Genomic DNA, 17,909 nt, shown 5'->3' with positions numbered 1-17,909 from the left:
TATAGTTAAGCAAGAACAGAGTAATAAACCACGTTAGGTTTAAAAATCGGTGACGATTATGGAAAGCCTTCTTTAAACAATTTCTTCGGATTAATTGAGCCTAAAAAAAGAAATTTAGGTAATTTATTTGGATTGACTGAACCCAAAAACAGACATATGTACATTTATTCTGTTCACCGGTATGGGTGCAGTAGATATTATTCAATTGATATCAAGGTTTACGATACAATAACAAAAAAAGTATATAGCGCAAAGGGTGCAATGTCATGGTTGGAACCGGATGATATTTATATTAAAATATCTAATAATACCAACAAAAACAAAGAAATTTATGATTGGTTAACCAATAAAACTGAAGAGATTATTAGATTAGAAGAGAATAAATGGGATAAGGACCAGAAAGCCTATTTCAATGCAATTAGAGATTGGAAAGGACTAAATGGGACTGAGTTTTATAAAGGGGAACTTAAGGTTCGAGAGTATAAGGGGAAAATTCCAGGGACGCAACAAGGGTTATCTAACCTTAATCATATTGTAGACAATGAATATGAATGGGTATCTTTTGATAAGGGCGCTGTATTTGGCTATAGCAAGTCAAAAGACAGTTACTTTGTAGTGAGCAACTATACAAACGGCGTAGTCCATGTGGCAGGTGCTTGGGCCGCATGGGCTTTTTATATGGCAGAAAGTCAGATTTTCCAGGTTGCTTTTTACCTATTACCCAAATAAATGTTGAACGAGTAACAAATATAGGAAGATTAGGAGGCTGTTTTATTTGTATATGAGAGTAGGGGCTCATAATAATAATTTATGTTAACTAAAAATGAATACGCTATACAAGTTAATTCTCAGATGCAATTTTAGGATATAGGCAGGGGAAATATAAACAAGCATGGGCTTATGAAAGTGTGCTGTTGTTTTACATGAGTCTACCCTCATAGCTTTTCAATAGAAAATAATACTAAAAGAACTACAAAGCCAGGATAAGCTTTTAAAGCAGCTGCTGGAGCAACTGCTTTAAAAGCTCTTAAGACTTAACTCTTCAGATGAAAAAATTATCTCCATCTTCTTTTTGGTTATAGACATTAAAGCTATTTGAAGAGAAGTTATTCTTAAATTGATCTTCCTCCATAATGTGTTTGTGAATGGCATCGGGTACCTCCTGCAGTGAATGTAATGTAAGAAAAGCTCTTTGAGGCTTTACCTTCACTTCAACCATGTTATATTCCCATTCTTGTTCAGCAGGAATGTAAATGGCATTGATGCTCATTTCCAGTGCCGGCACTATATCAGTTTTTAATGAATTTCCAACCATCCAGGTTCTTTCAGGATCGGCATCAATTGTTTTTAATATATTCGATAAAGCAGTGGTATCTTTATGTTCTGAAATGAAAATACGATGTTCAAAATATGTAGTAAGTTCTAACTGAGTGATTTTCCTGCGCTGATTAGCTTCATCTCCGCCTGTGTGCAAATACAATTGATGGCCCGCTTCTTTTAATTGCTGCAGGGTTTCATTCATAAAAGGGATTGGTTCTACGGGGATTTTAAAAACTTTAAATCCCAGCTCTCTTAGAAATTCGATATCGGACGTATTCTTTTCTTTTCCCGTCAACCCACAAAAGTAGTGATAAGTACCAACGAAGGACTCCGGAAAACGCTCTGATGTTAAACCGTGTTCATTAATTGACTCCAAATCGATTTCAAGCTGCTTTTGTTCGATTTCCTCTTTTGTGATCGAGTCAAACCATATGGTCATTTGGTCAGCAAACTCCCCGATAACTTGGTTAAAATATCTATTACAATAGGCCAGTGTATCGTCAAGGTTAAATAAAATGTTTTGTTTCTGCATTTCTTTCTCCTTTTGAAAATAGTTTATGGCAATTCTTATCTTTCCCGCAGATTTTTGTCAATATTACCTTTTTTCACGATATTTCAAAAGACCAACTTTTCAGGGAAGCTGGGGTTATATGCTGTAAAAGCTTTTGGATAGCTACAATTAATTTTTAATATTAGCGGGTGAAAAAGCAACTCTAAAGATAATCCCTTTCTTCTAATTTTCATTGTAATGTACGGTTGTCCAACTTCTTATGGGATCAGTATAGCAGGGAACAATTGAATTTAAGATTCCCAAAACATTTTAAAAGGCTCTGTTAACTCTTCACGCGCATTTTTCGGAGTTGGAAAAACGGGTGCAATTGGAGTTTCCGGATGTATTTCACAGCAAAGACGGGCAATGTGTGCTTGAACTCATCCGCCACATTTCAAGCGAAGCCAGCGCAAAGCAAACCTGGGTTCTATGCGCATATAAGAGGAGCAGCACACATAGAGTGACACAACAGGGAATATTCAAACAAGGAAAAAAAGGGGGGAGAATGTGAGCTATCAAGTGTGGAGAAAGATGTTGCAACGCGAGTATACATGGCTGCAACAACATTACCCATTATCCATTCCGGTGAAACCCCTGCTTGTGCTCCCGTCTGACTCTTGGATTTTTACATCCTCTGATTCCCTGCCGCGAGCAGAGGGAGAGGTATTGGAAATGATGGATGGCGGATATATGATTGGAATCAGCATTCCCGACACACCATCATGGGATGAACAACAACTGCAATGGGCCAAGATGTATAATATCCCTTCTCAACACTTATACGCCTTCATTTTGTACCATGAGTATGCGCATCTTGTGGAAATGAACGAAGTCTATTTTTTACACGGTGAAGTGAGAATGAGGGAGATGATTGACGCGCACGGCGCACTTGTTGCGTGGCTGCGAAGCCAAGAAAACAGCTGGAGCAGAGAGGAGGTTGGCATGTGGTACCGATTACTGCCAATGGAAGAGTACGCAGATCGTTTTGCCATACGTGTATATAACATGCGCAAACACCTACTAAAGGGGGAGACATAAACTATCCGAAGGTTCCGTCGTTGGAACTTCGGTATTTTTTTGTGGAAAGGTTCTGTTAATTTTCCACAAAAAGGGTCCAGAGCGGTAATCATCCTTTGGACGTTTTTAGCGGAAATGGCGATATTGTGACTTCTTGTGGTAGTTTTCTACCATTTTGCCATAAAGACTACGGTGCCTTTTTTGAGGAAGTGGCGGTTGAAGAGGGACTAAGAGGCTGGGCTATGACGATGGGGGGAAGCAGCGACACGAGAATTTGGACCGGACATGGCATTCAAAGTGTGAATCAATCGACTAGTTATTTGAATGAGCATACAGATGAAGAGCTTCTTGGTGTCGAGGCTTGCTATCAGACAACTAAGATCTTAAAAGGAGTTTTTTAGAGGGAGAACAAATGAAGAATTGTACTTAGAAAAATGAATCACAAACAACAGGCTGCAAGGATTTATCGAAAAGCTCAAATGAAGGCAAAAATGGATTCTGACTTTGCCTTAATGAATGGCGGCGGTGTCCGAGCAAATCTTAATGCAGGCAAAGTAACATTGAAGAAGGGATAATTTCCCTTATAGTGAATATGTAATTTATAGAATAAATGAAAGGGGCTATTTTATGTTATCTCCTAAATCTAGATTTGAAAGAATTAATGGCATGGAGGTTCATTTTACTGAATGGGGAAATCCACAGAAGCCGACAGTGGTTTGTTGGCACGGTCTAACCCGGAACGGGCGGGACTTTGATATTTTGGCCCGCCATTTAGCCCGAGATTATCATCTCCTTTGTCCAGATACGATTGGGCGAGGATGGAGCCAATGGAGCTCTTCTCCTGAAAAAGACTATTGTTTTGAAAATTATAGTAAGCTGGCTATTGAACTATTAGACTGTTTAGGAATTGAACAAGTCCGTTGGATTGGAACCTCGATGGGGGGCGCCATTGGGATGCGTATTGCTGGAACACCTTTGCATCAACATCGCATTACCCACTTGGCTTTAAATGACATTGGAGCAGGTGCTTCCGATAATACTGTTCTAGATATTGAAGGAATTAAACGAATTATAAGTTATGTAGGGACTCCTCCACAATTCAACACCTTTACCGAACTAAAAAATTATTATAAGACCATTTATGCCGCGTTTGGTCTTTCTAATGAGCAAGAATGGATTGACTTTACCCAATATTCTTGTAGACGGAGAGATGGAGGTGGGGTTAGTCCTGATTATGACCCGAACATTGCTTTGCAATTTCAGCATACAGAGGACTTAAACTTATGGAACTACTGGGAAACTATTCAATCTAAAGTCTTACTCATTCGAGGAGAAGTATCAGACGTATTGCCCCTAGATGTAGCAGTGAAAATGGAAAAGAAACCAAACTGCCAAATGGTGACAATTCCGAAATTAGGCCATGCCCCAGCTTTAAATACGGAGGAACAGATCTCCATCATCGAGAATTTTCTTCGATAAATGATAATTATAGATGCAATATTTGTAGGAAGTAACTATAGAAACTGAGCAGTCCATACGGCAAGTTCTTACGCCGTATGGGCTTTTGTCGTGGTCGAAAGTCGGATTTTCCAGGTTGCTTTTTACTTATCACTCTAACAGATGATGATATTTTTCTCTACTTGGTTATTGAGATGGTAGCTTTCCTTGATGTAACAATGGATTCAAGTTCCATGCATATATTAGTAAAGTGGTTAAAGTGTTAGTGTGAGGTGGGATATGGAGAACTTTTATATAATAATGTATTGTGTTACGCCCAGAGATACTTTAGATTCAATAGCCAGGAATTTTAATTGCTCTATTAATAACATTATGGTGATAAATGGGTTGATATCTCCAATTGTATTCCCTGGTCAACCACTTAAAATACCAGTTCCTTTTTCAAGATATCAAGGGGATAATTACAGTTCAAAACGATCTACAGTTCCGAAAATAGGGAAGAACGCAATTATGGATAGGAACTTTTATATTTCTTCACCAGATGGCAGAGTTCATGTCATCTTTATGTTAAAGAACGGAGTACCTTATTATGCTGTTAGATATTCTGATAAAGACATCTTGGCTGCCTCAAAACTTGGTTTTATTTTCAAAGAGGGGGCACCGCTTAATCAGAACCTTTTTATCGCCAGCAGCAAGTATGATAGTTTTGACCAAACTTGGACCCAGCCTTGGGGGGAAGTAAAAGAGATTCGTAATCAGTATAACGAATTGAGAATTGATCTTGAGGAAGCTGCCGCAGCCCATCGTAAAATGACAATCGTTTTCCGTGTATACAATGATGGACTCGGCTTTCGTTATGAGTTGCCAAAACAAGAGCATATATCTGATTTTGAAATCATGGATGAGGAAACTGAGTTTTCACTAACAGGTGATCATACTGCTTGGTGGATTCCGGCATATCAAAAAGAACGTTATGAATATCTTTATCATAAAACGCCTCTCAGTTCTATTGCCAAGTCTTTTCATGCTGTGCATACACCACTTACTATGAAAGCAACTAACGGAGTTTACTTAAGTATTCACGAGGCGAACCTAAAAGATTATTCTTCCATGGCATTAATGCCCTTACATTCTAATAAGCTTAAGGCGGATCTTTTTCCTTGGTCAGACGGTGTTAAAGTGAAAGGATCTACCCCTTTTCAAACACCTTGGCGCACGATCCAAATTGCAGAAAATCCAGGGGACTTCATTACAAACTATTTAATTTTAAATCTTAATGAACCGAATCAATTAGGCGATGTTTCATGGATAAAGCCTGGCAAGTATATTGGTATTTGGTGGGGAATGCATCTTGGAAAGTATACTTGGGGTTCTGGACCTAAACATGGGGCAACTACCGAAAATGCTAAGAGATATATTGATTTTGCTGCTAAATATGGAATTCCAATGGTATTGTTTGAGGGGTGGAATCAAGGCTGGGACGGGGATTGGGGAGAACATGGAGAACAATTTAAGTTTACAATTCCGTACGAAGACTTTGACATACAAGAAGTGGCTTCTTATGCGGCAAAAAAAGGAGTAAAAATCATTGGTCATCATGAGACTTCTTCTGCGATTAAAAATTATGAAGAGCAAATGGAAGCGGCTTTTGCGTTTTATAAAAAATTAGGGATTCATGCAGTGAAAACAGGCTATGTAGGTCATGACCCAGCCATCAAACGTTATGATGCTCAAGGCAATGTGATAGGTTTAGAATGGCATCATGGACAGTACATGGTGAATCATTACAGGAAAGTGGTGGAGACAGCAGCTCGATATCAGATTATGTTAGATGTACATGAGCCTATTAAAGATACTGGAGAAAGACGTACTTATCCGAACATGATGACTCGTGAAGGGGCACGGGGACAGGAATATAATGCATGGAGTCAGGAGGGGGGAAACCCGCCAGAGCACACGACCATCCTCCCGTATACCCGGATGCTCGCAGGCCCCTTTGATTACACACCAGGAATTGTAGATTTATTATTCGAGGAATATGGGCCGAAAAACAGGGTGAAAAGTACCTTAGCTAAAGAGCTTGCCCTATATGTTGTTTTGTACAGCCCGCTGCAAATGCTGGCTGATTTGCCTGAAAATTATGAGAAAAACCTTCCAGCCCTGCAATTCCTTTTAGATGTACCGGTTGACTGGCAAGACACGAAGGTTTTAAACGGTGAAATTGGGGAATATATTACGATTGTCAGGAAGGATAGAAATAGTGATGATTGGTACTTAGGAAGCATCACGAATGAAAATGGACGCATGTTTGATATCTCTTTCTCTTTCCTTGACCCGTACAAGAAATACGTAGCTGAAATCTATGCAGATGGCGTCGGTGCGGATTGGGTATATCATCCATTGTCTCTTGCGATCGATAGGGTACTTGTTGATCATAACACGATACTACAATTGAGGCTGGCTAATGGAGGCGGGCAAGCGATGCGTATCCGGCCAGCTTATGAGCATGAAGTAAATCTTGCCTCCCAATTTCCATCTTAATATAGACTCAACTATAATCTTATAATGGACCAAACTCTGAACTTTGCACACATACTGCCTTTGATGAACACGTACTTAGGATGTAATTCATTTTTTTCTTTTTGTTCATTTCAAAGTATACTTAGCTCGCTTATTCTATCATAAGAGCTTTTCTCTTGATCATTTTTATCATTAAACTAATAGAGTTGCAGAAAATATTGGTGATGAAATAAAGCTACAAATTTTTGTGGATCAAAGCTCGATAGAAGTCTTCATTAATGATGGAGAAAACGTGTTGCTTCCAGTCGAATATTTCCAAATGAGGATCAAAATTATCTATTTATCGAAACAATCAATGGGAAAAGTGCTATTGAATTGGATTATTGGACATTAAAAGATTCAAACGAGAAGCTAAAGGCTACGGTCTACAAGTAAATGAGAAGCATACTTTTTACTTCAATACCCAAGCTGCTAAATTTAAAAATCATAGGAGTGCCAATCAATAATACTTAGATAGGTTAAAAGAATTCGTATGGGAGTTGTAAGTATCGGCGGTCTTGTATAAGGCCGCCATATTTAGCTTTTCTACAGATATTAAAATCATTCTGTAGTAAAATCTTGATCGTCATCCCTAGTTTCCTGGCGATTGTAACTGATATATTCTCTGAAAAGAAAATCCAGACATGAGCACCCTCCCCTGAGCGAGAGCGTTCTATACTGCAAGGCGCCTTTATCTGCTTACATGTATCCACAAATACCTTGACGTCTTATTTCCTCCAGCTAAGAGAGAAGATTGTTTCATGTCTCATAATGGGCAGCTTTTTGTAATGAGCTATAGAACCTCGCCGTGTTGCTTGTAGTTCATTATTTCTAATTATTCATCCGGCCTATCAACTTCTCAGCTGTGCTAGTGATGGTTGCTTATACTTTTAGTGCATTACACGAAGTTTCTATGAAAAGAGGACTCGCACGAAGCTACAAATTCTCCCAAAATGCTATAATAGAATCTGTAAAAACGAAAGGAGGCATCCTATGCTCACTCAAGCAAAACAATACCTAAAACAATACTTCGGCTACGACAATTTCCGTCCAGGTCAGGAGCAAATCATCCAAAGCGTGCTCGCAGGCAATAACACTGCCGGTATTATGCCGACAGGCGGCGGAAAATCCATCTGTTATCAAATCCCCGCGCTTCTTCTTACTGGCATTACCATCGTCATTTCACCGCTGATCTCTTTAATGAAAGACCAAGTGGACAGTTTGGAGAGAGTCGGCATTCCAGCGACCTTCCTCAACAGTACACTCAGTGCAGTTGAGGTACGTGAACGATTAAGGGGCTTGCGCCAGGGGGCATACAAAATCTTGTATATAGCACCGGAGCGGATGGATGCACCGCAGTTTTTGGACCTGCTGCAGGATCTGCCGGTTTCCTTGGTAGCGGTGGATGAAGCACACTGTATTTCGCAGTGGGGCCATGATTTCCGGCCGAGCTATTTACGCATTAAAGAAATGATGGAGTATATTCCAGGCAGCCCGGTCATGCTGGCGCTGACTGCGACGGCGACACCCCAGGTAAAAGAAGATATTTGCTTTTTACTTGATATTCCAATTTACAACACGATTGTAACGGGATTCGGACGGCCGAACTTGGCCTTTAAGGTTGTAAAGGGGCAGGACAGGCTGACTTATGTCATGCAGTACGTCAAACAGAACAGGGGAGAGGCCGGTATTGTATATGCGGCTACCCGAAAAGATGTGGATCAATTGCAGGAGCATCTGCAAAAGCAGGGTATTGCTGCAGCCAAATACCATGCAGGCATGAGCGACAGCGAGCGGGAGAGGCAGCAGGATCTCTTTTTGCAGGATGACGTAACCGTAATGGTAGCGACGAATGCCTTCGGAATGGGTATCAATAAAAGTAATGTGCGTTTTGTAATACATTATCAATTACCCAAGAATATGGAAAGCTACTATCAGGAAGCCGGCCGTGCCGGGCGTGATGGACTAGACAGCGAGTGTGTGCTGTTTTACGCGGCGCAGGACGTTCAATTGCAGCGTTATTTGGTGGAGCAGTCGCATGCAGAAGAGACTTTGAAAAATCAGGAGCTGCATAAGCTGCTTCAGGTAAAGGATTATTGCTATACGGAGGGCTGCCTGCAGTCATTTATCCTGCAGTATTTCGGCGAGGAGCCGACCGGCCCGTGCGGTCGCTGCGGCAATTGCACCGACCAGCGGACAGCAGTCGATGTGACAACGGAGGCGCAAATGGTACTGTCGTGCATTATCCGCGCGGGGGAGCGTTTCGGTAAGACAATGATCAGTCAGGTACTGGGCGGATCATTGAATAAAAAGCTGCAGGAACTGCGGCTCAATAAGCTGTCTACCTACGGACTGTTGAAGCATAAAAGTGCAAAGGATATTACGGATTTTATTGACTTTCTTGTTTCGGAGCAATACGCAGGAACGGCCGGCGGGCAGTATCCGGTGCTGTATGTGACAAATCGGGGGCGAGAGGTGCTTGTTGGGAAGGAACGCGTGATGCGCAAAGAGGCAATGGCGGTGACGCGTGTCGTATCCGATGATGCACTGTTTATAGCACTGCGGCAAGTACGTAAAGAAATTGCTGCTGAGGAGAGAGTGCCGCCGTTTGTTATTGTGTCGGACGAGACGCTGCGTGATTTGTGTGCAAAGCTGCCGCGAACCAAAGAAGCGTTGCTTGGCATAAAAGGAATTGGAGCGACGAAGCAGGAACGATATGGAGAACGCTTTTTGCAGGTCATCATGGAGTATTTGGAAAGCAATCCAGCCTATGCTCCGGCTGTGGAAGTGCAGGAACGACCGAAAGAGCAGGTGGCGAAACAGCCATCGCATTTGGCAACGTATGAGATGTATCAGCAGGGCAAAAGCCTTCAGGAGATTGCCGCTGAGCGTCAGTTATCCCGTACTACGATTGAGAATCATATTGTACAATGTTTGGAAGAAGGGATGGCGGTGTCATGGGAGAATATTTTGACACCGGAGCAGGAGGCACTCATTCGAGAGGCGGCATTGCGTGTAGGGATGGAAAAGCTAAAGCCCATTAAAGATGAGCTGCCGTCTGACATTAGCTATTTTATGATTAAAGCTGCATTGGTAAAGACAGCGTCAACGATCTAAAGGCAGTTCATAGAAGATTTACTTCCAATAAAGAGTTTTACGTGAACTATAAAGCCGCTCAAAAGGAGCGGTTTTTTTTGCTTTGCGAGACCAGCGAAGCTGTGGTCTGCTAGCCGGTGAAAGTCCAGCCCGAGTAAGTGCAAGACGCTCGGTAGCACGATTGGCAACTGGTGAAGCAATCTTAAGGTTGAAGCTCGATGACAACGTAGCTTCGATAAGAAGGGTAAGCAACTCAACAGGTTGTAATATAAAGTGAATCCTGCCGCTTCGTTAAAAGAGCCCTGAGGAAATTTTGCAACCCTTATTCCTTTCCTATAAAAATGTGTCTTTTTCTAAAGACTTTTCATAGCATATAACCCCTTTCTACATCATCTGAGAAAGGGGTTATATTTTGGAAAAGACAAAGCTTACCGGGCGAATCGTTACACCTGATGATGCTGAATATGAGCAGGCCAGAATAAATAATAATTTAAGCGTCTCTAAATTCCCAAGAATCATTGTATTTTGTCAGGATACAGGGGATGTATTAAACGCATTGAAGTGGGTGAGAGAAAATCATGTACCATTTCGAGTGAGGAGCGGTCGACATAGCTATGAAAATTTTTCGTTAGTAAATGGTGGTCTTATAATTGATGTCAGCGAAATGGATGAAGTTATGATCAATTGTGAAGACATGACAGCAAAAATAGAAGCTGGAGCTAATTTAGGGCAAGTATATAATAGATTATGGGAATACGGAACGACTATCCCTGCAGGAACTGAAAGCAGTGTGGGGCTTGTCGGTCTTACGCTCGGCGGGGGCATTGGGATGTTATCGCGATTGTTCGGACTCACTTGTGATAATCTTCTTGAAGTTGAAATGGTAATAGCAAGTGGACATAGAGATGCTAAACTGATTAGAACAAACAGGCATCACAACAGTGATTTATTTTGGGCCTGCTGCGGCGGTGGCGGTGGGAATTTTGGAATTGTAACGTCTCTTATATTCAAGGTGCACCCCATTTCTATGGTATCCATATTCTCAATTATATGGGAGTGGGAGGATTTCGAAGTTGCATTTGACGCATGGCAGAATTGGGCACCTAACACGGATGGACGCCTAACTTCGGAAATTGAATTAAAGTCAAAGGAAGCTAATCAAATTATCACCCAAGGTGAATTTGTCGGTCCGTCTTCCATGTTAAAGGAACTTGTCCAGCCTTTAATAGACGCAGGTTCCCCTACAGAAGTATTAGTACAGGAAGTACCATATATTGAAGCTGTTCGGTTCTTTGACGATCCAAGCGGAAATCAGCCAGCCTATCGAAAGAAATCAGGTTCTTTTCTTAATAAGCCTTTTCCGATGAAAGCGATCCTGACGATGAAGCAATTTTTAGAAAACGCTCCAAATGAAAAATCTAGCATTTGGCACCAATCTCTTAGAGGAGAAGTAGGGAGGTTTGCTCCAAATGAAACTGCTTTCTATTATAGGGATGCGATCATCGCCCAAGAGTACCTTGCTACATGGAGCAATTTTGCAGAAAAACGACGAAACATCTGCTGGATAGAAGAATTAAGGAGTGCTTTATCGCGATATGCAACTGGAGACTATGTGAATTGGCCAGATCGGTTCATCAGAGATTGGCCAACAGCATACTATGGAGAAAATTTTAAACGGCTTCGAGCAGTGAAAACAGCATATGACCCATTTAATCTATTTGAATTCCCTCAAAGCATCCCTCCTTTTATGAAATGGATTTAAAGACCAGCCTTAAAATTGGCGGATAAAGAAAACTCATCGATTGGCGAGCCATTCCCTTGGGCGAAGACAGAGGCGTAGTTGCCTTTATACTTTACGCCTAAAATTTCTCGCTACGACGAATTGTCTGCCAGCTAGAAATTACACTTTACCTCTAAAATTTCCTGATATGTAAAATTCGATTTCACATAGAAATTTATACCTTATTCAAGTTTGAAAATAATGCCCATCAAATGAGATGGGTCTTCCTTTTCTACTTTCCCTTTTTCCTGTTGGGTTACGAGAAAAGAATTAAGCAGTGCAGCAAATGATATGCTAATTTATTTCATTAACAAAAGGATGTTCCTTTTGACTCAAGCATCGATGGATTTTTTCTCTACAAGCATCTGGAGTGAGCAGCCCTTTTCTCTTCTCTCTCACTTCATTACATATCACGGGTTCACAGTTCTAAAAAGATACTTCAATTAATACGATTTTATAGATGTGTGAAGAGGAGGGAACGTATGAAGCACTATCGTGTTATTGGAAAAAGTGTTCCCAAGAAAGAAAGCTGGGATAAGGTCTCCGGGAGAGTAAAGTATATTGATGATAAACAGGAAATTGGTACATTGCATGTAAAACTGTTAACGAGTGTGTATGCACATGCCTGTATAGAGAGTATTGAAACAGAGGAGGCTTGGAAGGTACCGGGTGTGCGTGCGATTGTGACGGGTGAAGACTATCCGATATTGGTTGGCACTACGATTAAGGATCGCCCGTTGCTTGCCTTTGAAAAGGTCCGATATTATGGAGAGCCAATCGCCATGGTCATAGCAGATACCGAAGCAATAGCCATTGAAGCCGTCACATTGATACATGTTACTTATAAAATGCTTCCTGTAGTGAATTCACCTTTGGAGGCGTATCAGAAGGATGCGCCATTGGTTCATGAAGATATAGAACAATATCTAATTGACCCGGAGCAGGAAACCACAGGGACATCCGGTGGTATACAACCAATACCTGGCACTAATATCGCAAATCGACAAGGGATTCGCAAGGGCAATATTGAATTAGGGTTTGGTCGTTCTGACGTATTTGTTGAAGAAGTATTTTCTTTTCCACAATCTGATCATACAGCTATCGAGACAAGATGTGCCGAGGCAGAAATCAAGAAGTCCGGTGATGTTATTATACACTCTGCCTCACAAGAACCGTTCGAAATGAGAGAGCTAATAAGTGAGACGTTTAATATAGATGAAGGAAAGGTGCACGTTCATATTCCGTTAGTCGGCGGGTCTTTTGGTGCTAAAACAAGTGTGCAATTAGAACTATTTGCTTATGTTGCTTCTAAGGCTGTAGGTGGAAGAAGGGTAAAGATCCGTAATAGCCGAGAAGAAGACATTGTTACATCAGCTGTCCATATTGGTTTACATGCAAAGGTTAAAATAGGGTGTACAAAGGAAGGGAAATTACAAGCAATAAAGCTCTTTTTCTTATTTGACGGAGGTGCCTATGCAGAAAGGGCAGTTCCTGTTACAAAGGCAGCAGCTTTTGATTGTACGGGGCCTTACTCCATAGAGAATGTATGGTGTGATTCACTATGTATGTATACAAATCATCCTTATGTAACGGATTTTCGGGGATTCGGACGTACGGAGGCTGCATTTGCAGTAGAACGAGCAATTGATATATTAGCCGATAAATTGGGAATGTGTCCATTGGAATTTCGTTTGAAAAATGCGGTTCAACCAGGTGATACATCTCCTACCCAAGTTCTTTTGACAAGAAGTAATCTTGGTAATATCAAAGAGTGTCTATTGAAGCTTAGGGAGCTTATTGCCTGGGATGAGGGACAAAGAATTAAAATTTCGGATCGAAAGATACGGGCAAAAGGAATTAGTTGTGCATGGAAGAATGGAGATCCACCACCAGGCGTTGGAGCGGGTGCGATAATAACCTTTAACTCAGACGGCAGTGTCAATATTAATAGTGCAGCAGTAGAAATAGGGCAAGGGACAAAAACAGTTTTAACGCAAATGGTTGCAGAAAAACTGAATATGAACGTTGATGATGTGTTTATTCAAATGGAAATAGATACACAGTTGAATCCTGAAAGTTGGGAGACAGCAGCGAGCCGCACTACGTATCTAGCTGGAAATGCAGTGCTACGAGCGGCAGAAGATGCAATAAGGCAATTAAAGGAAACTGCATCAGTTGTATTGGAATGTTCACCAGATAAGTTGGAGGTCGCTAACAAAAAAGTATTTGTAAGGACAGAACCAGATATTTCAATTGATTTTTCTGAGATTGTGTATGGCTATATATTTCCGGATGGTACTGTTGCAGGGACGCAAGTTATTGGAAGAGGGTCTTATATCATTCCTGGACTGACAGAGGTGAACCCTAAAACGGGAAAGGGCATTCAGGGACCTGAATGGGGAGTGGTGGCACAAGCGGTGGAAGTTGAATTTGACACAAGGGACAATACCTTTACGTTAATACGTGCAATTAGTGTTGCTGATGCCGGAAAGATCTTGAACTACAAAGGTGCCGAGACGCAGGTGACGGGTGCGATGAATATGGGATTAAGCTTTGCAACGAGAGAAGGATTTCTGTATGACGACCTAGGAAAAGTATTAACAACCCAATTTCGATCGTACAAAGTGATGCATTTTGGAGAGCAACCCGAATATATTGTACATTTCATTGAAAATCCCCATAAAGGTTCCCCGTATGGTTCACGGGGTCTTGGTGAACACGGTATTATGGGTATGCCTGCAGCGGTTGCGAATAGTTTATCTAAGGCAGCAAATGTTTCCCTCCGTCAGCTCCCTCTTACTCCAGAGTATATTTGGAGAACAAGATTACAGGAAAAAGAATGGGGGGGACCTAATGCTACACTTTAATTTTGACTATTATGATCCTTCAACTATAACCGAGGCAGTTCAGCTGTTTGTTAAGCTAGAGGAGGAAAGGAAAAATCCGTTATATTACGGGGGTGGAACGGAACTCCTTACTCTTGGGAGACTCAATCAGATTTTTACGAAGGCAGTAATCGATGTTAAGAGGATTCCTGAATGTAATGTCCTGGATGTTAAGCGGAATTCTGTAGTTGTTGGAGCAGCCCTTACCTTGACAGACCTTGCGGAATCGAAGGTATTTCCTTTTCTTGGTGAAACAGCTGCAGTGATAGGAGACCGTACATCCAGGAATCAAATTACATTCGGAGGAAATCTTGCTAGTGACATCATCTACCGCGAAGCTGTACTCCCATTATTACTAACTGATAGTACATTTGTTATTGCGGGTAATGAAGGGGTTCGTCATGTACCTGTCCAACAAATTTTTAAAGGAAGGCTGCACTTAAACAAAGGTGAATTTCTTGTCCAGGTAAAAACGGATGTGCAATATACGACATTGCCATTTTTTATTGTGAAAAAAAGAAAGAGTGAAAGGGTGGATTATCCACTTCTTACACTAGCATTATTAAAAACTAACACTTCTATTAGGTTAGCGGTGAGTGGATTATGTGAGTTTCCATTTCGCTCTATTGCCATGGAGAAGGAGATAAATAACACTGATTTACCCCTAGAAGAACGGATTGAAAGAGCATTATGTTGTATCCCGGCCCCTGTAATAGACGATATACGTGGTTCCTCGGAATATCGTCTATTTGTGCTTCGGAATACGCTATTCGATGGGTTGACTTATTTAGAAGGGGTGAGAACGTGGATATAAAACTTACTCTTCATATTAATGGTGAAAAACAGGAAACGGTTGTTAGAGCGGCAGATACGTTGTTAGATACATTAAGAGGCAATCTTGACTTAACAGGCGCCAAGCGAGGCTGTGAGAACGGGGATTGCGGTGCCTGTACAGTGCTTGCAGATGGTTTGCCTATCAAGTCGTGCATGATGTTGGCAGTGGATGCGTGCGGGAAAAAACTCACTACAATTGAAGGATTACACGACGCTCCTATACAGCATGCTTTTGTGGAGAAATGGGCATTTCAGTGCGGGTATTGCACTTCTGGCTTTATTATGAATGCACATTCGCTCGTGAATAACCATCCTGATGCAAATGATGCGGTCATAGAAGAATGGCTAAGCTCTAATATTTGCCGTTGTACTAGTTACCAAGAGATTAAAGAAGCTGTAAAATCAGTTTTAAATAAGGCACGTGAGCAGAATTTCTTCTTCTAAATATTTGTGTTAATTTCTGGATGTTGAGATGAGAATATGTTTTATGATAAAAGTATGGGGCGTCGGGTGATTATATGAGAGAATTCTACCGATATATAAAAATATTAACCACGCAAAATAATGATCACTTCGTTAGGGGAACCGTTATTCAAGTGCTGGGATCAGCCTATCGGCATGAAGGTGCCATGATGTTCTTTGGAAAAGATGGCAGTCTTTTCGGTACTTTAAGTGCAGGCTGTTTAGAAGAGGATTTATCCTATCATGCAGCAGAAGTGATGGGCACTTTACAGTCTAAGATTGTTGAGTATGACTTGTCCACTGATAATGATATACTTTGGGGCACTGGAGCAGGCTGTAATGGACAAATTAAAATTCTCTTAGAACCATTTGGCTGGAACCATATACCTCCTAACCACAGCCAACCAGTATTGCCCAGAATAGAGCGGCTTCTAGACGATGGAAAAACAGTTTTTGTAGCAAGAAGCATAGAAGGAAAAGTAGAACCAGGGACTACATTTTTTTGTTCCGATGATCAAATGGAAATCGGTCAGACAGAAAATACAGACATCCTGCAAAGAATGGTAGACCATTTAGAAGAGTTTGCATCTTCCGGTACACATTTTCAGTGTACCTTCATGCATGATATGGAAAGTAAATTTATCTTCGAACGACTTGAACCAAAGGATGCACTATATATTTTTGGTACGGGTCCAGATGTGGAACCTGTTGTTAAACTAACCTCAGCTTTTGATTTTTCGACAACAGTAATTGACCCAAGAAGCAGCAGGTGTAATCGAACTTTCTTTCCATCAGCCGACTCCATAATTAATGAGCATCCCGAAGTGTTTTTTAATAAAAACAAGATTCGTGAAAATAGTTATGTCTTAATAATGACCCATAATTTTTCTCGAGATAAACAAATACTAGAGTTACTTTCAGAACAACCTTCTCCCTGCTATATTGGAATCTTAGGCCCTAGGATGAGAACAGACCGTTTACTCCCTCCGAAACAACTGCTTAATAAAATATATTCCCCAGTGGGTCTAAATATAGGTGCAGAAGGACCAGAGGAAATTAGCATAAGTATCATGGCACAGTTGATACAGGTTAGAAAGCAAAATTCGATGAAAACCAATGTTTTTTTCAAATAAATGGTTTCCATTCTGTCCTGCGCTTGTCAAGATAAGCTTTAGGTGAGGGACATATCTTCTCTGAGCATGCCAATTGTTCATGCAATATGACACGTATATAAACAAAAATGCCTACGTCAATATGAAGACGTAAGCGGTGTAAGTTGTTTAGTGCTATGTGACAGCAAAAAGTACAAAAGAATGGGGGCACTTGGGACATTCGAAGGTCTTTAGATGCCCTTAAGCAGATGTTCCTTTAAAACACAGGACCATGTGAGATTGTTGGAAATTTCCTTGGGTAAATGGGAATAGTTCCTATCGGAGTAATCTGTTTTGGAGCAGGGTTCAATACGACTGGAATAGGAGGAAGAAGAGAAGGACCAATCTTATTACTTTTTCGATCTTGTTGATTACCTTGACCATTAAGTAACTCCAGAATGTGTTCATTAGAGTATTCATTCTTATTATGAATGTCATTGTTCTTATGTTTAGGACCAAAGAAAAAATCATCAAACTTACTTTTAGAAGCCATATCATCACTCCTGAATTAAAAGTTTTTCATGATGTATATCCAATATATACAAAATTCGATTAATTGATTGGGCTGGATGAAGAAACTTTAAAGGTAATATGTAGAATTAAGTAACCTTGGGTTGCTGTTCTGTTTAGGAACTTAAAAAATAATGTAGATTGTTACAAACAATACGAGAAATATGTCATATAAATATTCACAAAAAATAAGAAGGTATGGTGTATTTAAAAAGTTAATAGAAACAAAACATTCATTGATGAAATGTAACATATTGTTACATATTGATCCTGTTCGTTTCATTCTC

14 protein-coding genes and 2 pseudogenes are annotated in these 17,909 nt (G+C 40.7%); 13 read left to right on the top strand and 3 right to left on the bottom strand.

Translation table 11 applies throughout. The features are described from left to right. Positions 1-270 precede the first annotated feature (270 nt). On the top strand, positions 271-729 hold the full coding sequence (locus tag EP737_RS02630; protein WP_205650866.1) for a hypothetical protein: 459 nt from the start codon (positions 271-273) through the stop codon (positions 727-729). A gap of 313 nt (positions 730-1,042) precedes the next feature. On the opposite strand, the gene EP737_RS02625 is transcribed toward EP737_RS02630, so the two are convergent. Next, on the bottom strand, positions 1,043-1,852 hold the full coding sequence (locus EP737_RS02625) for an HAD family hydrolase (protein ID WP_129726367.1): 810 nt from the start codon (positions 1,850-1,852) through the stop codon (positions 1,043-1,045). A gap of 525 nt (positions 1,853-2,377) precedes the next feature. Here EP737_RS02625 and EP737_RS02620 point away from each other — a divergent pair. The 6 genes and pseudogenes from EP737_RS02620 to EP737_RS26790 all read left to right on the top strand — a co-directional run. Continuing rightward, positions 2,378-2,908, top strand: a complete 531-nt coding sequence (locus tag EP737_RS02620; RefSeq protein WP_129726366.1) for a hypothetical protein — start codon at positions 2,378-2,380, stop codon at positions 2,906-2,908. Between the two features lie 125 nt (positions 2,909-3,033). After that, a complete protein-coding gene (locus tag EP737_RS02615) occupies positions 3,034-3,288 on the top strand; it encodes a hypothetical protein (RefSeq protein ID WP_205650865.1) in 255 nt (84 codons plus the stop codon). A 33-nt stretch (positions 3,289-3,321) separates the two neighbouring features. Beyond that, the gene (locus EP737_RS25395; RefSeq protein WP_165350681.1) at positions 3,322-3,462 is read left to right on the top strand and encodes a 5'-nucleotidase C-terminal domain-containing protein; all 141 of its coding nucleotides are present in this window, start codon (positions 3,322-3,324) and stop codon (positions 3,460-3,462) included. Between the two features lie 52 nt (positions 3,463-3,514). After that, positions 3,515-4,366, top strand: coding sequence for an alpha/beta fold hydrolase (locus EP737_RS02610; protein ID WP_129726364.1), 852 nt, complete (start codon positions 3,515-3,517; stop codon positions 4,364-4,366). A gap of 489 nt (positions 4,367-4,855) precedes the next feature. Then, the gene (locus EP737_RS02605) at positions 4,856-6,886 is read left to right on the top strand and encodes a glycoside hydrolase family 97 protein (RefSeq protein WP_246040158.1); all 2,031 of its coding nucleotides are present in this window, start codon (positions 4,856-4,858) and stop codon (positions 6,884-6,886) included. A 202-nt stretch (positions 6,887-7,088) separates the two neighbouring features. After that, positions 7,089-7,187 (top strand): annotated as a pseudogene (locus EP737_RS26790) (GH32 C-terminal domain-containing protein); the annotation flags it as partial. Between the two features lie 196 nt (positions 7,188-7,383). Here EP737_RS26790 and EP737_RS26785 read toward each other — a convergent pair. Continuing rightward, a pseudogene (locus EP737_RS26785) lies at positions 7,384-7,620 on the bottom strand (TOTE conflict system archaeo-eukaryotic primase domain-containing protein); the annotation flags it as partial. Positions 7,621-7,897: 277 nt separating this feature from the next. Here EP737_RS26785 and recQ point away from each other — a divergent pair. The 6 genes from recQ to EP737_RS02565 all read left to right on the top strand — a co-directional run bounded on the left by recQ (position 7,898) and on the right by EP737_RS02565 (position 17,094). Then, complete coding sequence (gene recQ / locus EP737_RS02590) at positions 7,898-10,021, top strand: DNA helicase RecQ (protein WP_129726361.1); 2,124 nt, start codon at positions 7,898-7,900, stop codon at positions 10,019-10,021. Positions 10,022-10,412: 391 nt separating this feature from the next. Then, on the top strand, positions 10,413-11,762 hold the full coding sequence (locus EP737_RS02585; protein ID WP_129726360.1) for an FAD-binding oxidoreductase: 1,350 nt from the start codon (positions 10,413-10,415) through the stop codon (positions 11,760-11,762). Between the two features lie 500 nt (positions 11,763-12,262). Continuing rightward, positions 12,263-14,647: a xanthine dehydrogenase family protein molybdopterin-binding subunit gene (locus EP737_RS02580; protein ID WP_129726359.1), complete on the top strand. Its 2,385-nt coding sequence runs from the start codon at positions 12,263-12,265 to the stop codon at positions 14,645-14,647. After that, positions 14,634-15,479: an FAD binding domain-containing protein gene (locus EP737_RS02575; protein WP_129726358.1), complete on the top strand. Its 846-nt coding sequence runs from the start codon at positions 14,634-14,636 to the stop codon at positions 15,477-15,479. The genes EP737_RS02580 and EP737_RS02575 overlap by 14 nt, the downstream gene beginning before the upstream one ends. Next, positions 15,470-15,943, top strand: coding sequence for a (2Fe-2S)-binding protein (locus EP737_RS02570; RefSeq protein ID WP_205650879.1), 474 nt, complete (start codon positions 15,470-15,472; stop codon positions 15,941-15,943). The genes EP737_RS02575 and EP737_RS02570 overlap by 10 nt, the downstream gene beginning before the upstream one ends. Positions 15,944-16,017: 74 nt before the next feature. Beyond that, positions 16,018-17,094, top strand: a complete 1,077-nt coding sequence (locus EP737_RS02565) for an XdhC family protein (protein ID WP_129726356.1) — start codon at positions 16,018-16,020, stop codon at positions 17,092-17,094. Between the two features lie 235 nt (positions 17,095-17,329). Here EP737_RS02565 and EP737_RS02560 read toward each other — a convergent pair whose 3' ends face one another. Continuing rightward, positions 17,330-17,605 (bottom strand): hypothetical protein, encoded by a 276-nt coding sequence (locus EP737_RS02560; RefSeq protein WP_129726355.1) that lies wholly within the window; start codon positions 17,603-17,605, stop codon positions 17,330-17,332. Positions 17,606-17,909: the final 304 nt, after the last annotated feature.

Origin of the sequence: Ectobacillus funiculus, assembly GCF_004138295.1 — a bacterium.
Taxonomy (GTDB): domain Bacteria; phylum Bacillota; class Bacilli; order Bacillales; family Bacillaceae_G; genus Ectobacillus; species Ectobacillus funiculus.
The sequence above is the reverse complement of the archived record's forward strand: the minus strand, read 5'-3'. Positions and strand labels throughout refer to the sequence as shown.

What these genes read in the sequence shown, in the direction of transcription:
- EP737_RS02625 (WP_129726367.1), bottom strand. Translation starts at nt 1,852, where the DNA reads ATGCAGAAACAAAACATTTTATTTAACCTTGACGATACACTGGCCTAT.
- EP737_RS25395 (WP_165350681.1), top strand. Translation starts at nt 3,322, where the DNA reads ATGAATCACAAACAACAGGCTGCAAGGATTTATCGAAAAGCTCAAATG.
- recQ (WP_129726361.1), top strand. Translation starts at nt 7,898, where the DNA reads ATGCTCACTCAAGCAAAACAATACCTAAAACAATACTTCGGCTACGAC.
- EP737_RS02610 (WP_129726364.1), top strand. Translation starts at nt 3,515, where the DNA reads ATGTTATCTCCTAAATCTAGATTTGAAAGAATTAATGGCATGGAGGTT.
- EP737_RS02565 (WP_129726356.1), top strand. Translation starts at nt 16,018, where the DNA reads ATGAGAGAATTCTACCGATATATAAAAATATTAACCACGCAAAATAAT.
- EP737_RS02575 (WP_129726358.1), top strand. Translation starts at nt 14,634, where the DNA reads ATGCTACACTTTAATTTTGACTATTATGATCCTTCAACTATAACCGAG.
- EP737_RS02605 (WP_246040158.1), top strand. Translation starts at nt 4,856, where the DNA reads ATGGATAGGAACTTTTATATTTCTTCACCAGATGGCAGAGTTCATGTC.
- EP737_RS02560 (WP_129726355.1), bottom strand. Translation starts at nt 17,605, where the DNA reads ATGGCTTCTAAAAGTAAGTTTGATGATTTTTTCTTTGGTCCTAAACAT.
- EP737_RS02580 (WP_129726359.1), top strand. Translation starts at nt 12,263, where the DNA reads ATGAAGCACTATCGTGTTATTGGAAAAAGTGTTCCCAAGAAAGAAAGC.